Annotated in this window: 16 protein-coding genes; 14 read left to right on the top strand and 2 right to left on the bottom strand. The window is 39.6% G+C overall.

What is annotated here, in order from left to right; translation table 11 throughout:
• Window positions 1–153: 153 nt before the first annotated feature.
• Window positions 154–810: a YoaK family protein gene (locus tag IEU65_RS02315; protein ID WP_010278642.1), complete on the bottom strand. Its 657-nt coding sequence runs from the start codon at window positions 808–810 to the stop codon at window positions 154–156.
• A 146-nt stretch (window positions 811–956) separates the two neighbouring features.
• On the opposite strand from IEU65_RS02315, the gene IEU65_RS02310 reads away from it, so the two are divergent.
• The 4 genes from IEU65_RS02310 (at window position 957) to IEU65_RS02295 (ending at window position 7,745) form a co-directional block, all read left to right on the top strand.
• The gene (locus tag IEU65_RS02310; RefSeq protein WP_010278640.1) at window positions 957–2,804 is read left to right on the top strand and encodes a DUF2207 domain-containing protein; all 1,848 of its coding nucleotides are present in this window, start codon (window positions 957–959) and stop codon (window positions 2,802–2,804) included.
• Window positions 2,805–3,058: 254 nt separating this feature from the next.
• Window positions 3,059–5,722 (top strand): cation-translocating P-type ATPase, encoded by a 2,664-nt coding sequence (locus tag IEU65_RS02305; protein WP_010278639.1) that lies wholly within the window; start codon window positions 3,059–3,061, stop codon window positions 5,720–5,722.
• A gap of 7 nt (window positions 5,723–5,729) precedes the next feature.
• A complete protein-coding gene (locus tag IEU65_RS02300; protein WP_010278637.1) occupies window positions 5,730–6,173 on the top strand; it encodes a hypothetical protein in 444 nt (147 codons plus the stop codon).
• 234 nt (window positions 6,174–6,407) lie between these two features.
• Window positions 6,408–7,745 carry a PTS sugar transporter subunit IIC gene (locus IEU65_RS02295; protein ID WP_010278635.1) on the top strand — a complete coding sequence of 446 codons (1,338 nt, stop codon included), beginning with the start codon at window positions 6,408–6,410 and terminating at the stop codon, window positions 7,743–7,745.
• Window positions 7,746–7,755: 10 nt separating this feature from the next.
• On the opposite strand, the gene IEU65_RS02290 is transcribed toward IEU65_RS02295, so the two are convergent.
• Window positions 7,756–8,760 (bottom strand): sugar transferase, encoded by a 1,005-nt coding sequence (locus IEU65_RS02290; protein ID WP_010278633.1) that lies wholly within the window; start codon window positions 8,758–8,760, stop codon window positions 7,756–7,758.
• A 173-nt stretch (window positions 8,761–8,933) separates the two neighbouring features.
• On the opposite strand from IEU65_RS02290, the gene IEU65_RS02285 reads away from it, so the two are divergent.
• From IEU65_RS02285 to IEU65_RS02240, 10 genes are all read left to right on the top strand, one after another.
• On the top strand, window positions 8,934–9,989 hold the full coding sequence (locus tag IEU65_RS02285; protein ID WP_010278630.1) for a BMP family lipoprotein: 1,056 nt from the start codon (window positions 8,934–8,936) through the stop codon (window positions 9,987–9,989).
• A gap of 186 nt (window positions 9,990–10,175) precedes the next feature.
• On the top strand, window positions 10,176–11,162 hold the full coding sequence (locus tag IEU65_RS02280; protein WP_010278627.1) for a GMP reductase: 987 nt from the start codon (window positions 10,176–10,178) through the stop codon (window positions 11,160–11,162).
• A gap of 74 nt (window positions 11,163–11,236) precedes the next feature.
• Window positions 11,237–12,679 (top strand): ABC transporter substrate-binding protein/permease, encoded by a 1,443-nt coding sequence (locus IEU65_RS02275; protein ID WP_010278623.1) that lies wholly within the window; start codon window positions 11,237–11,239, stop codon window positions 12,677–12,679.
• Window positions 12,676–13,422: an amino acid ABC transporter ATP-binding protein gene (locus IEU65_RS02270; protein ID WP_004915796.1), complete on the top strand. Its 747-nt coding sequence runs from the start codon at window positions 12,676–12,678 to the stop codon at window positions 13,420–13,422. Before IEU65_RS02275 ends, IEU65_RS02270 begins: the two co-directional genes overlap by 4 nt.
• Window positions 13,423–13,476: 54 nt before the next feature.
• Window positions 13,477–14,931 (top strand): ABC transporter substrate-binding protein/permease, encoded by a 1,455-nt coding sequence (locus IEU65_RS02265; protein WP_010278619.1) that lies wholly within the window; start codon window positions 13,477–13,479, stop codon window positions 14,929–14,931.
• Between the two features lie 47 nt (window positions 14,932–14,978).
• Entirely contained in the window at window positions 14,979–15,980 is a 1,002-nt protein-coding gene (locus tag IEU65_RS02260) for a competence protein CoiA (protein ID WP_010278617.1), read from the top strand.
• Between the two features lie 77 nt (window positions 15,981–16,057).
• Window positions 16,058–17,848 carry an oligoendopeptidase F gene (gene pepF, locus IEU65_RS02255; RefSeq protein ID WP_010278615.1) on the top strand — a complete coding sequence of 597 codons (1,791 nt, stop codon included), beginning with the start codon at window positions 16,058–16,060 and terminating at the stop codon, window positions 17,846–17,848.
• Between the two features lie 58 nt (window positions 17,849–17,906).
• Complete coding sequence (locus IEU65_RS02250; RefSeq protein WP_010278613.1) at window positions 17,907–18,299, top strand: cytidine deaminase; 393 nt, start codon at window positions 17,907–17,909, stop codon at window positions 18,297–18,299.
• 11 nt (window positions 18,300–18,310) lie between these two features.
• Window positions 18,311–18,751, top strand: a complete 441-nt coding sequence (locus IEU65_RS02245) for a nucleoside 2-deoxyribosyltransferase (protein ID WP_010278612.1) — start codon at window positions 18,311–18,313, stop codon at window positions 18,749–18,751.
• A complete protein-coding gene (locus IEU65_RS02240) occupies window positions 18,751–19,680 on the top strand; it encodes a phosphoglycerate dehydrogenase (RefSeq protein ID WP_010278610.1) in 930 nt (309 codons plus the stop codon). The genes IEU65_RS02245 and IEU65_RS02240 overlap by 1 nt, the downstream gene beginning before the upstream one ends.
• Window positions 19,681–19,708: the final 28 nt, after the last annotated feature.

The following is a 19,708-nucleotide window of genomic DNA, read 5'->3' as shown; positions in this document are numbered from 1 at the left end:
CACAGGTCATTTTCACAATCGCACGCACGCTAACTTACATCACCCGTTAGCTTTCTTGGCTTTGATAAACTGTTACTTTCCTGTTCAATTCGTTTCATTCTAAAAATCGTTATAGATAATATTACATCCCATTCAAACTAATGTCAACAGTTTTTATTTTTTGAATAGTAAGCCAAAGACAATCAATACGATTAAACTGGCACCAAATAGGGCGTAAGTGCCTAGTGCCTGAGCCAATAGCCCTGAAATGAAAGCGCCAAACAGAAACGCTAGAACGAGCCAAAGAAAATGAAAAGTATTGCTCAAAAATTGTTTGTCCCTAGTGTAGAAAAAATTAGTGATGTTAGTACCAACACTACGCAAATTGCCTGTTGACATGACGCTTGTGAACGGAAGACCTTGCAATTTAGGAAAAGAATCAAGTTGAATGGCTAGAAAGAAAGACAAAAAAGCAATGAAAAATGTACTGCTCAAGTACTGGTGCATGGCAACGATGGCCGTAATACCAATAAATTCAAGTAAAATACTGTGCTGTTGGAGGGACAAACGTCCTTCAGGCCATTGCTTTTTCAGAATTGTATTGCAAGCGGCACCAATAGTGAAAAAAAGAATTGGCCAAATAAAAATCATGCTGGCGCCAAAACGTCCATGGGCTAAATTGAATCCAGCCTGAATGAGGTTACCTGTTTGTAAACTAGCAAAACGTGACTCATGATATTGAAATGTGTAAGCGTCAACAAATCCAGAATTCATTGCTAGTAGTAAGCCAATCGGCAATCGTTCGTGAATGGGGTGTTTTGTTGTAAGCATTATTGTCTCCCTAAATAATCGTTGCGTATCTTTCCACTTTAGCACTTTGACATTATTTTAGGCAATAAAACCTTTAATTATCTAATTTTCCTAATGGTGAATGCCTTTTTTGATATAATGGGAACAAAGAATTAGGGGAGAATGAGATGAAGTGGCGATTTTTAATACTGACGGTGTTGTTTGCTATGATTGGCATACAACAGGTTTCAGCAGATGATGATTATGAGATAACTAATTGGCAGCAAACGGTTGCAATTCAGCCTAATGGTGACGCTAATGTGACTAAGCAGGTGAGTTATTCGTTTGATGATGATATGCATGGCGTGGTTATGCGAGAGGGTTTGGCAGCAGGTAAAAAAGCGTCAGCACTGACCTGGGGTGGCTTAAAATCGATCAAAGTTGCGGTGAACGGTCAAGCGCCGACAGTCATTCAGCCAAGACAAGGTGCGGCGCAAACCGGTTATGTTGAAACAAAAACGTCAAACGCAGTTAAAGAAAAAGTGTATTATCCAGTTCGAGAGAATGATAAGTTAGTGGTCACTTATCAGTATGTTTTAAAAGGGTTGATCACAAATTGGGATGACGTCGCTGAAATTAATTGGCGACCAATTTCTGACTGGGATGTTGATTTAGATAAGGCAAAATTGATTGTTAAATTGCCTAAAAAATCACCTAAGCAGCTAAAAGCTTGGGTACACAGCCGGGCAAAAGGGGATGTTAAGCTGGATAAGTCACAAGGTGAAGTGATTGCGATGAGTGATACTGTTCCAGCAGATGAATCATTAGAAATTCACATGTATTTTGACAGCGATCAGACACCGCTTAATCAATTACGTCGCTCTGGCAAACGTGCGAAACTGATTAGCCAGCAAGAAGCAGCGATTGTGGTTAAACATAACCGATTTGTTTTTTGGATGATGATTATTGCTTTCTTGGTTTCACCAATTCTGTTTGTGATAGTTCTGTTTATCGTATTTTGGCAAAGCAAAAAAGTGCGTTATCAACAAAATTTGGCAAATCAAAAAAGCGGTACTACTGGTGAACCGGTCCATATCTTTGATTTACCAAATGATCTTGGGCCGGCATTAATTTCTGAGCGATTAGCAGAAAAAACTGATGATGCCAAAATTGTCGTGGCAACGTTGCTGGATTTAGTGGCCCGTCATAAAATAACAATGACTTATCAAGACATGAAGCGACCAGATGAGATTACTTATCAAGTGACTGATGAAAATGGCTTGCAACCATTTGAATTATCTTTTGTGAGAATGATTTTTGGCCAAAATCGTGATTTAGTCCGTCACGGTGATTTTAAAAAGAAACAATCACCAGTTTCAAAAAGTATTAGAAAACGAATTGGCGCTTTCAAGCAAGCATTAGCCAAAGCAGAGCAACAGACACGTATTATTGACAAAATTGCTACGCAAAAAGCGACTGATACCAAAACGATGGCGTTGGGTGGCTTAATTGTATTATCAGTGATTTCAGCAGTTGTGTTAGGCATTATTGCTGACCAAACACAAGTGTCGAGTATCTGGGCCATTATTGTGATTGAGAGCGTCGTAGCGCTTGTAACGTTATTATTGACAGCTACTCAAAAAACGATTTTCTTCACTGTACCAGACGGTATGCAGGAACAATGGCAGTGGCAAGGATTTAAAAAGATGTTACATGATATTGCTCACTTACAAGACAAGCAGGTGCTAGACGTTCAATTGTGGGATAAAATTTTAGCTTATGCAGTCATCTTTGGGGAAGCTAAGAATGTTGCTAATCAAATGAAAATCTGGGCTAAAGACATGGATTGGAATACTGATAATACATTGTTATTTGTACCGTATTATTTGTATGGTAGCGACTGGAGTGATGGTTTTGTCACTAGTATCAATCAAGATGGTGCCTTCCAATCAAGTAGTAACGTGAGTGGTGGCGGTGGCAGTTTCTCTGGCGGTTCATCAGGTGGTGCTGGTGGTGGCGGCGGTGGTGCTTTTTAGCATCGAGTGGGCATAAATTAAACAACATTTTTCCAAAAAATTTGTTATACTATATGTATAAGTTAATTTCTGAGGGAGTAACTGACGAAATGTTCGTGGCTGAATCGTCAAAGCAAAACAGCAATGTTTTATATCGCGCTATGCGCCGGTTCAGCATTAAACAGTGAGACTCATGTAAACGTTTATTTGCGTTTGCATGGGTCTTTTCATTTTGTTAGTCTTAGCTTAACCTCAAGCGTATAAGGAGAATTTCGATGGCAGATAAGCCGTTATATAACCAAGACAGTACGGATGTTTTGGTAGCATTAAAAACTGATGCAAAAGTCGGTTTGACAGGTCAAGAGGCCAAGGCACGTTTTGAAAAAAACGGTCCTAACCAGTTGAACGAAGCAAAATCAACCAGTTTAGTTCAGAAATTCATCAACCAATTTAAGGATTTGATGATTGCTATCTTGTTGGCCGCTGCAATTGTGGCGGCGTTTACTGGTGAACTGGTTGACGCCATCTTCATTTTGGCCATTGTCATTATCAACGCTGTTTTTGGTGTTTTCCAAGAAGCCAAGGCCGAAGATGCCATCAATGCGTTGAAAGAAATGTCGACACCTAATGCAAACGTCATTCGTGATGGCAAGGAAATGTCTGTGAAATCAACAGATTTGGTTGTGGGTGATGTTGTCCGTCTGGAGGCTGGTGACATTGTGCCAGCTGATTTACGTTTGATTGAATCTGCCTCTCTTCAAATTGAAGAAGCCTCATTGACGGGTGAATCAGTACCGGTTGATAAAATTGCAGATACACTAGCAGATAGTGATTTGCCGTTGGGTGATCGTACCAACCTTGGATTCATGAATACTAACGTGACCTACGGTCGTGGTGTTGGTGTTGTAACAGGTACGGGAATGCAAACTGAAATTGGGCATATTGCCGGCATGTTAGAGGCGGCTGATGAAACCAAAACACCATTGCAAGCGAATTTGGTCAAGCTAGGTCAAGTTTTGACATACTTGATTTTAGGCATTGCTGTGGTAACGTTTATTGTTGGTTTGTTGCGCGGTCGAGAGACGATCATTGACATGCTGTTAACATCCATTTCTTTGGCGGTTGCCGCTATTCCAGAAGGTTTGCCAGCTATTGTGACAATCACATTAGCATTAGGTACCACACGCATGGCCTCACGTCATGCCCTCGTTCGTAAGTTGCCAGCCGTTGAAACGTTGGGCTCAACTGATATTATTGGTTCTGATAAAACAGGAACGTTAACTCAGAACAAAATGACAGTCGAAAAGCTGGTGGTTGATGCTGAAATTTCGGACGCTGACAATACCGGAGAATTGACTGATACGTATGCCAGATTAGCTGATATTTTGGCATTAAACAACGATACAAAGCGTACAGAAAACGGTTTAGTTGGTGATCCAACTGAAACGGCGTTAATTGCCTTTAATGAAAAGCATGATCGTGATATTGACAAGTTATTTAACGAGATGCCACGTGTTGCAGAATTACCCTTTGATTCAGAACGTAAGTTGATGTCAACGGTTCATCCGGCTCCGAATGGTTATATTATTACGGTCAAAGGTGCGCCTGATGAATTATTAAAGCGTGCCACACGAATTGAAATGTCCGGTCAAATTGTTGATTTGAGTGATGATATTCGTGCTAAGCTGCTGGGAATTAATTCTGAGCTAGCAACGCAAGCGTTACGTGTGTTAGGATTTGCTTACAAATTAGTTGATGAAATGCCTACTGAGATGACGACACAAGTTGTTGAAAATGATTTGGTATTTACTGGTTTTGTAGGCATGATTGACCCAGAGAGACCAGAAGTTGCACAGGCTGTTGCCGAAGCAAAAGCTGCTGGTATTCGACCAATGATGATCACGGGTGACCATCGTGATACAGCTGCAGCGATTGCGATTCGTTTAGGTATTTTGGATGAGAAAGACATTGATACTGCCGTCATTTCCGGTTCTGATATTGACGCGATGAGTGAAGCTGAATTTGCAGAAAATGTCACTCGTTATAATGTCTATGCTCGTGTTGCGCCAGAACACAAAGTTAAAATTGTCAATGCTTGGCAGAAAAAAGGCAAAGTTGTCGCGATGACTGGTGATGGTGTTAATGATGCGCCGGCTTTGAAAGCTGCTGATATCGGTATTGCAATGGGTATTACTGGAACAGAAGTTTCTAAAGGTGCTTCTGATATGGTTTTGGCCGATGACAACTTTGCAACGATTGTACATGCTGTTGAGGAAGGTCGTAAGGTCTTTGCTAACATTCAAAAAGCATTACAGTATTTGTTAGCTTCTAACTTAGCGGAAGTGATTTCAATTTTTGTGATGACGCTTTTGGGTTGGAATATTTTAGCACCAATTATGATTCTGTGGATTAACTTGGTAACCGATACTTTGCCAGCGATTGCCTTAGGTATTGAACCAGCAGAAAAGGGTGTGATGAAACGCAGTCCTCGTGGTCGTGGTGCTAGTTTCTTGTCTGGTGGCGTTGGTCCTGCTATTATTTGGCAAGGTATTTTGCAAGCGGTTATTGTGTTGAGTGTGTATGGTTTTGCTTTGGCAGCACCCGTTCATGCGGAGAGCCATCTGGCTCACCAAGATGCTTTGACTATGGCATTTATGACACTCGGATTGATGCAAATGTTTAACGCGATTAACGTTAAATCAGTTTATGGTTCAATGTTTGGACCACAGGCCTTTAGAAATAAGATGTTCAACTGGGCATTATTAGGATCACTTGTAGTCATGGCAGCTGTTGTTGTGATTCCACCTTTGAACCCCTTGTTCCATGTTTCGCATTTGGACACTTATCAATGGGCAATTGTGTTAGTTGCGGGAATTAGTATCATTGTGATTGTGGAACTGGTAAAATTGGTTCAACGAACAATTTTCAAAAAAGGATAAGAGAACATTGGCAAAATTTAATCCCAAACAAGCACAAGTTTATGTACAAACTTTGCAACAAGTTTTAACAGCAACTCAGGAAACAGCTGATCGCGTGGCACCATTTTTTACTAAATTGGATGATGCGAAACAAGAGAACAAGGTAACTGACATTCCTGCAGCAGAATTCGCTGAAATTAAAGCCGAGTTTGAAGACGCAGTGACGAGTTATCACGAGAATGCTGCTCGTTTGAACGCAGCACAAGCCCCAATTCGTATTTTGGGTGTGCATAAGTCATTAGCAAAGAATTATGAATTATACGCTCAAGCAACAGCGTTGATGAGCGACTCACTAAATGTAGCCGATCAAACAATTGATGACGTTAAATATGAACAATCTGAGGCCGATCAAGCCCAATATTTGAACAAAGTACAGACAAATGTATCAAAAATAATGACTTCACAAATGTAAATCGGTCTAGACCAAAAAGAGGATAAACACCACATTGAATGGTGCTTATCCTCTTTTTGGTCTAGTTATTTTTTCAAAGAATTTCATCACAAAAGTGATTTAAACCGTGACATGAAAGCGTTTACATGATAAGATAAAGACGAAGCACAACTTAAATGGATGCCACTCATGAAGTAAAAAATGACGCTTCACAGATTCTTTCATTGCATCCAACATGAAGTGGAGGAGACTTTCATGCAGAGAATAACAGATTGGTTACAGAAAAATTTGGTGCCGATTGGCGCGAAACTATCGTCTATTAAGGCACTGAATGCTATTCGTGATGGTATCGCTTTGGCAATGCCACTCATTTTGGTTGGATCTTTGGCGATGATTATTCGTAATTTTCCAACCCCTAATGATATGTGGGTGACATGGATTACTGCTAATGGTGTCTTAAATTGGTTGGTGAAAATCATTTACGGTACGTTTTACTTAGTCGGTATCGTTTCAGTCGTTGGTATCGCTTCCAATTATGCCAAGTTGTTATCACCAAAGGCTGATGGTATTTCAGCAGGTGTATTAGCCCTAGGTGGTTATTTCGTTTCGACACCATATTTAAATGGTGCTAACGGCAACCAAGCGTGGGGTGCTAAAGTCGCAATTGCCGATCAAGGAATTGCATATTCGGCAACAAACGCTAACGGTATGTTTGCAGCGATTATTATTGGACTGGTGTCAGCAGCCATTTATGCTTGGTTCTTAAATCATAACATTACCATCAAAATGCCTGATTCAGTACCACCAGCCGTCGGACACTCATTTGCGGCATTAATTCCTGGATTTGTGATTATTTTGCTCTGGGCGTTGCTTTATGCGCTATTCCAAGCAACTGGCTTGGTCTCTATTCATAATATCTTACAAATGATTTTGGGAGATCCGCTAAAAGCGTTCGGTGGTTCATTAATTGGTGCGATCGTAGTAGCAGTACTTGTCTCACTATTCTGGTTTATCGGTATTCACGGTGGTAACTTAGTTGGTGCTATTATGTCACCTATCTTCTTGCAATTGATGCAAGAAAACGTTGATGCAGCCAAAGCAGGTAAAGCACTACCAGAAGTTATTACACAACCATTTATGGATAATTTTGTCTACATTGGTGGTGGTGGTGCGACATTAGGTTTGATTATCGCACTCGCTATTTTTGCAAAATCAAAGCAAAACAAAGCAATGCGACCACTGACGTTAGTGCCGGGTATCTTTAACATTAACGAGCCGACAATGTTTGGTTTGCCAGTTGTATTGAACGTTTACTTAATCGTACCGTTCCTGATTGTGCCAGTGATGAATGTCTTGATTTCATATTTTGCGATGTCATCAGGATTAGTCGCACGTACAACAGGTACACCTGTACCATGGACAATGCCACCAGTGATTTCTGGTTTCTTGGCAACCTCAAGTATTTCTGGGGCGGTGCTGCAAATCGTTTTGATTCTTTTGGATCTATTAATTTGGATTCCATTCTTCAAAGTGTTTGATAAGGCGCTTTTGGATGAAGAAAAGCAAGCTGATAGCGACGCTGTTGTTGGATAGTATAAAAGCTTTAATCAAATTTTTGATTAAAGCTTTTATTTTGAATCATCATCAATGTTTGTTTGGTAAAAAAACCTTGAGCCAGTTGAGAAGCGATGGGATAAATGTTCTTTTGCCATGTGTGGTATTGATCAAGAGATATGTCATCAATTTTCTTCAGATCAGTTAATTTATTGATGGTCAAGCCAATATCATATTGTTTGATAATAGCTGCAAGCGCACTTTGTTGCCAAGCAATCAATGGCAATCCTGCTCTGAGATAAAGACTTGCTTTGTGTGGTGCGTTGTATTTAGTGTAGCTTTGATATGTCTTATCTTCAAAATCATTATCCCATATCAAACCAAATCCGGATGTGAGCTGGTTTAAAATATCATCCGGGTCAAAATTACCATGGTAACTAACCTGATTAGGGAAAACAAAATCACGCCATTTTTTAGGCACAGAACCAAATAAGTTGATTTCTGGCCCGTCGTAATCTTTTAGCCAAGGTGATTTTTGAAAAGTACCAGCAAAATTAATGAGGTGGCTATATGAAGCTAAATTGTGGACTTCCCCAAGATAATCAAATAAAGGTTGAATAATGAAGGTTGAGTTGACGCTCATACGTCTAAGGGCGTTAGCCATGGCCTCTGAATGAACGATAATAGTATTGTACTGCTTTAAAACAGACAATTCCCAAGCATCGGTTTTGACCAAACGCAGTGGTTCAATATCGTGGATTAAAACAATACTGCGTGCGGAACGTTTATTGATTTCTTGTACCCATTGTTGTTCAAAGTGACAACTCATGTAGCTAGGAAATTGATGAATCACAGTATCATCTGCTTTGACAGTGTTAAGCCAATTTTTAATATGGTTCTGTCGCGTTTCATCGTCAAAACGAACATCGTTATAACGGGCAATAGGTAAAATTGTCCAGCCTTGTGTCTGAGCAATCTGAGCATAATCTGATTTTGCTTTTAAAGCACCTAGTGGCATCCAGGGTTCAATTGTGTGCGTGATGAAGTAAGTCATAGCGATATTATACCAAAATCCGAACCATTTTTCTGAAAGCTGGCTAAAATACGAACTTTATTATAAAAAAGATGGCATTATTCGGTAATTATATACATTTTTAACCAAATTTTAACCTAAAATCCGGCGTAAAGTCGGATAATGTAGGTATTAACTTTTGGGAGAAGAAAAACATGCAACGTTCAGCAAAAATTGGTATTGGTGCGGCGGCAGTCGTCGTTATTGCGGGTGGTATCTACGCAGCAACTCAACACTCAACAAAGAAAAGCTCTGGCTATGCTGTGGCTTTGGTCACAGATGGTGGTGGTATAGATGATCGATCATTTAACCAGTCAGCTTGGGAAGGGTTGCAAGCGTATGGAAAAGCCAATGATTTGAAGCAAGGAAAAGGCGGCTACAATTATTTTCAGAGTACGGATACCTCAGATATCAAGACTAATTTGCAAACAGCCGTTAAAGGTGGCTATAAGTTAGTTTATGGTGTCGGGTTCGCGGCTGCACCGGCTGTAACAAGTGTTGCCAAGGCTAATCCTAAAACAAATTTTGCAATCATTGACGCAGTGATTGCTAAGAAAAATGTTGCTTCATTGACATTCAAAACTGAACAATCATCATACTTGGCCGGCGTTGCCGCAGCCAAGCAATCAAAGAGTGGCACAGTTGGTTTTGTCGGTGGTATTCATGGTGATGTTATCGACACATTTGAGGCCGGCTTTAAAGCTGGTGTTAAGGCAACAAACGCTAATATCAAAGTATTAACACAGTATACTGATTCATTTACTGATGCTGCTAAAGGCAAGACAATTGCGGCGTCAATGACTGCTAATGGTGCTGATGTTATTTTCCAAGCAGCTGGTGGCGCTGGAAATGGTGTTTTTGCAGAAGCTAAGGCAGAAAACCAAAAAGAGAGTGCAAGTTCGGACAAAAAAATCTGGGTCATCGGTGTTGATCGTGATCAAAAGACCGATGGTAACTACAAGGATAAAGATGGTAAGTCATCTAACTTCACATTAGTGTCAGCAGTAAAGCGTGTTGATAGTGCGGTTGAAGACGTTGCAACGAAAGCCAAAAATGACAAGTTCCCTGGGGGAAAAACAATTACCTATGGGTTGAAAGAAAAGGGTGTCAGCCTATCCAAAGATTCTGCTTCTAGCAGTGTTTGGTCAGCAGTTCAGTCAGCACAAAAGAAAATTATTGCTGGTGATATTAAAGTGCCAATTCACCCATAAATATGGCTTCAAAAATCGATCGCAACAATGCGATTTTTTTTTGCAGGAATTTGTGGTGAAACAATCTAAAGACGAACAATTTTATTTATTTTACATTTTATTTCGTCTTTTGTTCATAGATTAGTCACGATTCCGGCTTGAAAGCCTGTATAATAGTCATTGGAGTTTAGGAAAAGGATAACTATAATGGATTTTAATACAGTTTTTGATTATGAAGATGTGCAGCTAATTCCCAATTTGGGCATACTTGAATCACGTTCCCAGGCAGACACATCGGTTAAATTGGGACGATATACCTTTAAATTACCAGTTGTGCCTGCTAATATGCAAACGGTTATTGATGAACCGTTAGCAAGACATCTAGCAGTCAATGGCTATTTTTATGTGATGCATCGTTTTGAACCAGCTAAGCGATTAGATTTTGTTAAAAATATGCAATCTGATCAGTTAATTGCCTCTATTTCAGTTGGCATAAAACCGGAAGAGTACCAATTTATTGATGATCTTAAATCAGCCGGTTTAGTCCCTGAGTTTATCACAGTTGATGTTGCGCACGGGCACGCTGCACCGGTTATCGACATGGTGAAGTATATCAAAAAAACTTTGCCAGATAGTTTTGTGATTGCTGGTAATTTGGCAACACCTGAAGCTGTTCGAGATCTGGAAAATGCCGGTGCTGATGCCACTAAAGTTGGCGTAGGACCTGGAAAAGCTTGTATTACCAAGTTGAAAACTGGCTTTGGGACTGGCGGTTGGCAGTTAGCGGCGCTGCGTTTATGCGCTAAGGCAGCAAAAAAGCCAATTATCACCGATGGTGGTATTCGTCATAATGGTGACATAGCTAAATCCATTCGATTTGGTGCGACAATGTGCATGATTGGTTCACTATTTGCTGGTCATGACGAAACACCTGGTGAAGTAGTCGAAATGAATGGTGATAAATTTAAGATGTATTTCGGTTCTGCTTCACAATTTCAGAAGGGTGAATACAAGCATGTTGAAGGTAAAAAATTGCTAGTCCCTTATCGTGGTAGTGTTGATACCACGCTACGCGAAATGAAAGAAGATTTGCAATCATCAATTTCGTATGCTGGTGGTCGTGAATTAGCAGATCTTAAACGTGTTGACTATGTCATTGTTAAAAATTCAATTAGTAATGGTGACAGTTATTAATAATAAATGAAATATGTTAAGAAAACTGACATGATATTGTACGCTCGTCAGCTTTTTTGCTATACTGGAGTATTATGAAAAAGATATGGATGTTTTGTGTTGCTTTTTTAGCAACTGTCACAATGATGATGGGTATTACAAAGGTTGATGCCGCACAGCCGAACTACATTATCACAACCGATGCGACATACCCGCCGTTTGATTTTCAAGATAAAAATAATCAATATACAGGTATTGATCAAGAAATTTTGAAAACAATTGCCAAACGTGAGGGATTTACTTACACGCTTAAGCCAATGAGTTTTAATGCTGCTACGCAATCAGTAACATCTGGACAAGCAGATGCAGTGATTGCGGGTATGTCAATTACCGACGAGCGTAAACAGGTTTTTGATTTTGGAACCCCTTACTATAAGTCTGGGATTGCTTGGGCAGTTAAAAAAGGCTCAACTATCAAGTCGTTAAAAGATTTGAAAGGTAAAACTGTTGCGATTAAAACCGGAACAGCTGGTGCTGATTATGCGCTATCAATCCAGAAAAAATATGGCTTTAAGGTCACTTATTTTAGTGATTCTGATACGCTTTATAATGATGTGATTAATGGCAACTCACAAGCTACTTTTGGAGATTTGCCGGTTTTGCAGTATACCATTAAAAATGGTACGAAGCTAAAAGTTATGAACCCAACGAACCCTTACGAGGCTGGATGGTACGGTTTTGCGGTCAAAAAGGGTGATAATGCACAATTGTTGGCTGCCTTTAACAAAGGATTCGCTGCAATTAAGAAAGATGGCACTTATCAAAAAATTGTCAACAAATATTTAGGTGCCCCAGCTTCAGAGTTCACTGGCAGTAAATCAGATAATAGCTCAGTGTTTGGTATTTTAAAGTCTAATGAAAACGCCTTTATGAAAGGATTGTGGCAAACAATCCTGTTAACCTTGTTTGGTATTATTTTTGCTTCGCTTTGGGGTGTTTTACTTGGTATCATGGGCGTTAGTCAAAACAGTGTCATTAGGGGTGTCTCTACTACAATTATTTACATCTTCCGTGGTATGCCGTTAATGGTGTTGGCATTCTTTATTTATATTGGACTGCCGGGCGTAATCGGCACTAAAATCCCTGCGTTTACGGCTGGTGTCATTACACTGATTTTAAATGAGGGTGCTTATACAGGTGCTTTTGTGCGAGGTGGTTTTGAAGCTGTTGACAAGGGACAAATGGAGGCAGCACGAAGTCTCGGATTTACTTATGGTAAGTCAATGTATAAAGTGATTATGCCACAAGGTCTCAAAATTATGGTACCGAGTTTTATTAATCAATTTATCATCACATTGAAAGATACATCGATTTTGTCGGCAATCGGTATTTTGGAATTAACACAAACAGGGACTTTAATTGTCTCTCGTAATTCACAGGGATTTCGTGTATGGGCGATTATTGCTGTGATATACTTGGTTGTAATTACATTACTGACATGGTTTAGTAATTGGGTAGAAAAGAGGACGCGTTCATGAGCGAAGCACAAGTAAAAGTGCATGTTGATAAAGTTAATAAATCCTATGGAGAAAATCATGTTTTACGCGATATTTCATTAGATATTGCTGAAAACGAAGTTGTTGTTATGATTGGACCATCAGGATCAGGAAAATCAACGTTTTTGCGCATGTTGAATCAGTTAGAAACGCCTGATAATGGGACAATCATTGTTGATGGCTATGATATTTCAGACAAAAATACGGATATCAACAAGGTTCGCGAAAACATTGGCATGGTATTTCAAAACTTCAACTTGTTTAATAATTACACTGTGCTAGAAAATATCATGTTAGCACCTGTTGAACTCAAAAAATTAGACAAAGTTGCAGCCGAAAAAAAGGCACGTGAGTTACTTGAAACTGTTGGTTTATCGGATAAAGCGGACATGCCAGTTAGCTCTTTATCCGGTGGTCAAAAGCAACGTATCGCGATTGCACGCGCATTAGCAATGACACCTGATATTATGCTGTTTGATGAACCAACTTCTGCGCTTGATCCTGAAATGGTTGGCGATGTACTTGATGTTATGAAGAATTTGGCAGAGTCAGGAATGACAATGATTATTGTGACCCATGAAATGGGATTTGCTAAGCAAGTAGCTGATCGTGTTGTTTTCTTTGAATCAGGTAAAATTCAAGAATCAGGAACGCCGGATCAAGTATTTGATGCACCAAAGAATGAACGTCTACAAGAATTTTTGAGTAAAGTCACGCATGCTTAAGCGTGATGTATGAATGACAGGTGGCCATAGCGCCACCTTTTTTGGGGAGAAAAAATGTTTAAAAAAGGTATACTTGTCGGTTTGTTGACAATACTGTCAATAATTATTATGTTTGGCTTTACAGCTGGAAATCATTTGGTTTATGCGGATGAGCCTGATTATACAATTTCAACTGATGCAACTTATCCACCGTTTGATTTTCAGGATAAAAATAATCAGTATGTGGGTATCGATCAAGATATTTTGAAAGAAATTGCTAAACGAGAACATTTCACTTATACGTTAAAACTAATGAGCTTTACTTCGGCAGCACAACTTGTTGCAAATGAGCAGGCTGACGGCATCATTGCTGGCATGGCGATTACGGAAGAGCGAAAGGCTGTTTATGATCATTCAACGCCGTACTACAAAACGGGTGTGGCTTGGATTGTTAAAAAAGGTAGCAAAATTAAGTCGTTAAAGGACTTAAAAGGCAAAACGGTTGCGTTAAAAACCGGTACGGCGGCTTCGGAATATGGTAAATCGTTGCAAACTAAGTATGGGTTTAATGTTAAATACTTTAATGATACAGACACAATGTACAATGATGTTGCGGTAGGCAATTCTGCTGCAACATTTGAGGACATGCCGGTCATTCAGTATGCTATCAAAAACGGGGTTAAGCTGAAAGTTATGAACGCCGACCATCCAGGAAACGCTGGTTGGTATGGATTTTTTGTTAAAAAGGGTGAGAACCAAGCGCTGTTATCGGCATTCAACCGTGGATTTGCAGCTATTAAGAAAGATGGCACGTATGACAAAATCGTTGCAAAATATTTAGGTGCCAACCAATCTACCTTTACAGGGGCAAAAAAGGATAATTTTTCTATTTGGGGCATATTAAAGGCAAATAAAAGTGCCTTTTTGAAAGGTTTATGGCAAACGATTACGCTCACATTCCTTGGCATTATTTTAGCTTCAATTTGGGGTGTTGTATTAGGTGTAATGGGTGTTAGTCAAAATAAATTTGTGCGTGGTGTGTCGACGATGATTATATATATTTTCCGTGGCTTACCACTCATGGTGTTGGCATTCTTTATTTATATCGGTTTGCCTGGTGTGATTGGCGCCAAAATTCCTGCTTTCACTGCCGGTGTGTTGACATTAGTTCTCAACGAAGGCGCTTATACGGGTGCTTTTGTCCGTGGTGGCTTTGAAGCGGTGGAAGCTGGTCAAATGGAGGCAGCACGATCGTTGGGACTACCTTATCGAACAGCGATGCGGCGAGTAATTATGCCACAAGGCTTAAAAATTATGGTGCCAAGTTTCATTAATCAATTCATTATTACATTGAAGGATACTTCAATTTTGTCAGCGATTGGCTTGTTAGAATTGACCCAAACCGGTTCCCTAATTGTTGCACGTAATTCACAAGGTTTCCGTGTATGGGCAATTGTGGCTATCATGTACCTGATCATCATTACATTACTGACTTGGTTCAGCAACTGGGCGCAAAAAAAATTGCAATAAAACAAAAACACTTCCAAATCGTATGATATGATTGGAGGTGCTTTTTTATGATTGTAGCCTATAACCAGCGTCAAAAATACATTTTGGCTAAAGATGGACAAAAAGATCAATCGTATTTTTGTCCTGGTTGTCGTGAGCCTGTGATGTTAAAAGTTGGTGATGTTAAGCAAAAACATTTTGCCCATTATTCAGGCACGCTTTGCCAAACACTAACTGAAAATGAAACGACAGCCCATTTGTCGGGCAAAATGCAGTTAGCACAGTATTTGCAACAATTCGGACATGTTGAAATTGAAGCTGTAATTGCAAGTATACAGCAACGTCCTGATATTTTGCTGACCCGTGGAAAGCAAAAATTAGCAATCGAATATCAATGCAGCCCAATATCTCAAAAAAGGTTAATGCAACGCAATGCAGGCTACCAATCCTGTCAAATCAAAGTTCTTTGGATTTTAGGTGAGACTTATTATAATCGTAATCTAAGTCAAAAAACCATTCTAAAGTTTATGACTGCACGACAGCTTGTTTTTTATTTGTCTAATGACAAAACGTTTGTCCACCGTCATCATTTTATCAAAGCTGATTTTTCACGTGTAAAATACACTGAGAAAAGGCATCGTGACCTGTTTATAAAATCACTGCAATTACCGACTTATCAACTTGATGTGAATAAGCAACGTTACAAAGTCCACAGTCTACTTATGCAACAGCGTGTTGATAAATTTTTAATTAATCACTTATATCAACATAATCGACGACTACCTGATGCGCCCGAATGGATATTTCAAGGGTGCACGTTTGGTTTGAATATTGCGAATTGGCATTTCAGATTATTGGTCGTGTTATTGTTAGAAAAAATTGGTTTACAACATGTCATCAAAAAACAGAAATTAAGCCAAATATTACTTCAGTACTTCTTGGGTGATGATGATTTCAAAATAGTTCAGTTACAGCAAATATTCTCCAGCTTGGAAAAGCAAAATTTTATTTTACAGCAAGGTGGTTATATTTTAATTCGGCGATTACCCAAATGGTTGAACGCAAAGTAACATCATTTACTGCGAATATGATAAAATGATTAGTATTGAATGATAAGGAGAGTGCGGCGTTCCGCACGTTTATAATTATGGCACAACAAATATTACGTTCCGAAGTTCCTGAAAATTTAACATGGGATCTCACCACCATTTTTGAGTCAGATGATGCGTTTGAAGTGGCATTCAAGTCAGTTCAATCTGCAGCAAAACAATTAAGCCAATATATTGGTCATGTTGGTGAATCTGCCACTGCATTGTTGGCTGCATTAGAAGCAGATCTTGCAGCTGAACGAGAATTTGAAAAAGTCTATGTGTATGCACATCAGATTTTTGATCAAGACACTACTAATCCTAAATATGCGGCTTATAATGCGCAGGTTCAGAGTTTATATGCGGAGTTGAGTGCAGCAACGTCATTCTTTCAACCAGAAGTCTTAGCTATTCCTGATGAGACATTGGCAAAATATCTTGCCACAGATAAGTTAACCAAGTATCAGCATTTTTTTGATGTTTTACTTGCTCAAAAGCCTCATACGTTGCCTGCCGATCAAGAAGCGCTCTTAGCAGGTGCGAGTGACATTTTTGGTGCGTCCGAGCAAACATTTGGTGCACTTGACAATTCTGATATTACATTCGGCAATGTTCATACTGAAACTGGAGAAGTGGTGCCACTGACAAATGGTTTATACTCACTTCTGTTGGAATCACAGAACCGGAATTTACGTCAAGAAGCTTTTACAACCCTATATGATAGTTATATTGGATTACAAAATACGTTTGCCTCAACCTTATCTGCTCATGTAAAGGGGCACAATTTTTTGGCTAAGGCTCGCCACTATGATTCAGCCCGCCAAGCTGCTGTTTCAGGAAACAATATTCCTGAAAGTGTTTTTCAAACACTAACGACAACTGTGGATGAAAACTTACCATTATTACATCGATTTGTTGCGTTGCGTAAGAAAATACTGGGTGTTGATGATGTACATTCTTATGACTTGTACGTGCCTTTGGTTGATGAAATCGATTTTGATGTCACCTATGAAAAGGCGCAACAGATTGTCTTATCAGCATTGGCGCCGTTGGGGGAAGATTATGTCGCGATTGTTCAAAAGGCGTTTGATGAGCGATGGATTGATGTTGTCGAGAATAAAGGTAAGCGTACTGGTGCCTATTCAAGTGGTGCTTATGACACTAAACCATTCATTTTGTTGAATTGGCAAAATAATTTGAATAATGTTTATACCTTGGTTCATGAAATGGGACATTCCGTTCACTCTTATTTAACACGGCATAACCAAGAGTATCATTATGGCGATTATCCTATTTTTTTGGCAGAAATTGCCTCAACAACTAATGAAGGATTGTTGACGGACTATTTGCTGGAAACAAACAGTGATCCTAAGTTTCGTGCGTATGTTTTAAACCAATACTTAGACGGCTTTAAGGGAACGGTATTTCGCCAAACTCAGTTTGCGGAATTTGAACAGTGGATCCACGAACAAAGTGCTAATGGGACTGCTTTAACAGCTGAAGTTATGAGTGATTATTATGCTGAGTTGAATCAAAAGTTCTATGGACCAGATCTTTTTCCTGATGAAGCTATTGCTTATGAATGGTCTCGTATTCCTCATTTTTATTATAATTTCTACGTTTATCAGTATGCTACTGGCGAAGCTGCTGCAACCACACTGGCAGAACGTATTTTGAATGGCAACGGTGCTCAAGATTATAAAAACTATTTAAAGTCGGGTAATTCAGATTATGCGTTGAATATTATTCAAAAAGCAGGTGTCGACATGAGTCAAGCTGAATACTTGAAGCAAGCTTTTGCAGTCTTTGAGACACGACTATCTGAATTAGAAACACTGCTATCCAAGTGAAAATAAACGGTCCAACGGGCTGTTTTTTTGTTAAAATAACAGTTAGGAGAGAAAAATTATGACTGTACCAAGCACACTTGCTGATGTTGCCAATGCGGCGTTAAATGATACTTATACCCCATATTCACATTTTCCAGTTGGCGCTGCTTTGTTGGGTGAAAATGGTGAAATTTTCAAAGGTGTTAATATTGAGAACGTGTCATTTGGCTTAACTAACTGCGCTGAAAGAACTGCCATATTCACAGCTATTGCAGCTGGTCATCGTCATTTTCATGGTCTTGTCATTTCTGGAAAGACAGACGAACCAATTGCACCATGCGGCGCTTGCAGGCAGGTAATGGTAGAGTTTTTTGAACCCGACATGCCAATTTGGCTAATTAATGATCAAGGGCAAGAAATTGAAACTAACATTGCACAATTAATGCCAGGCGCATTTAATAATTTACACTAAGGAGTTTACCCATGCCTCAGATTTATCTTGCAGCACCTTTTTTTTCAGACGAACAAATTGACCGTGCCAAACGTATTGAATCTGCGTTAGATGCTAATCCAACGGTTAAAGATTATTACTCACCACGACAGAATCAAAAAACCGAAAATCCGGAATTTAGTGCCCCTTGGGCGGCGGAAGTGTTTCAAAGAGACGTTACCAATGTCATGGCAGCTGATATTATTGTATCAGTGATTGATTATCGAGATAATGATGCTGATTCCGGTACGGCCTTTGAACAAGGAATGGCTTGGGTTGCTAAAAAGCCAATAGTGGTCGTCAATGAGCTACAGTTTCCTGTTAATTTGATGTTATCTGAGTCTTTAACGGCTTATGTGACAGCAGCAGAAACTTTAAAAACATATAATTTTGAGCAAACACCGAAAATACCATTTACAGGAGAATTATTCTAATGAAAAAAGTTTTGGTTGCGAATTTAACAGCAAAAAAAGCGGTTAAATATTTGGAAGAAAAGGGTTTCGAGGTTATTATTAGCGATCAGGCGAGTGACGATGACTTTTTGTCGCACACAGACGTTGATGGTATTCTGATAATGATGCACCCTTTTGGTGAATCATTGATGGCTAAGATGCCTAATTTGAAAGTGATTGCACGACACGGTGTCGGTTATGATAACGTTGATTTGGCTGCTGCCGCCAAGCATGATATTGTCGTGACAAATACACCTGGTGCAAATGCTACCGCTGTTGCCGAGACGGCTATCATGCACATGTTGATGGCTGGTCGCCTGTATTACCAGCGTCGTGAATTACTCACAGATGCAACAAATGCCGCATACTTATCAGCGCATAATGGCCAGGAAATATCAGGCAAAACAGTAGGAATTATTGGTTTTGGGCACATTGGTCAAAATATCGATCGATTGTTAACTGGTTTTGATGTGAATGTTTTAGCTTACGCAAGACATTCACATGAGGTAGTGAACGGTCGGATGGCCACGCTAGACGAAATTTATGAACAATCTGACTTTATTGTGACCGCGTTACCAGCAACACCAGAAACGACGCACATGATTAACGCAGATGTTTTTTCAAAGATGAAATCTTCAGCGGTGCTAGTTAATATTGGGCGGGGTGCATTGATTGACGAAGCAGCATTGATTGATGCCCTGAAAAATGATGTGATTGCTGGCGCTGGTTTGGACGTTGTCGAACATGAACCAATTAGTGCTGATAATCCATTACTACAATTACCCAATGCATTTGTGACGCCACATGTCGCCATGATTTCGCAAGAAGCAATGGATAATGTTGCCATTAAAGCAGCGGAAGATATTGTCAGAGTCTTATCAGGGGGGCAACCACGTTTCCCTGTTAATTAGCTTACTTTTTGTCAATAGTATAAGATTG

Origin of the sequence: Leuconostoc pseudomesenteroides KCTC 3652, assembly GCF_014634745.1 — a bacterium.
Lineage (GTDB): Bacteria > Bacillota > Bacilli > Lactobacillales > Lactobacillaceae > Leuconostoc > Leuconostoc pseudomesenteroides.
Note: the sequence above shows the minus strand (reverse complement) of the source record. Positions and strands in the feature narration are given on the sequence as shown.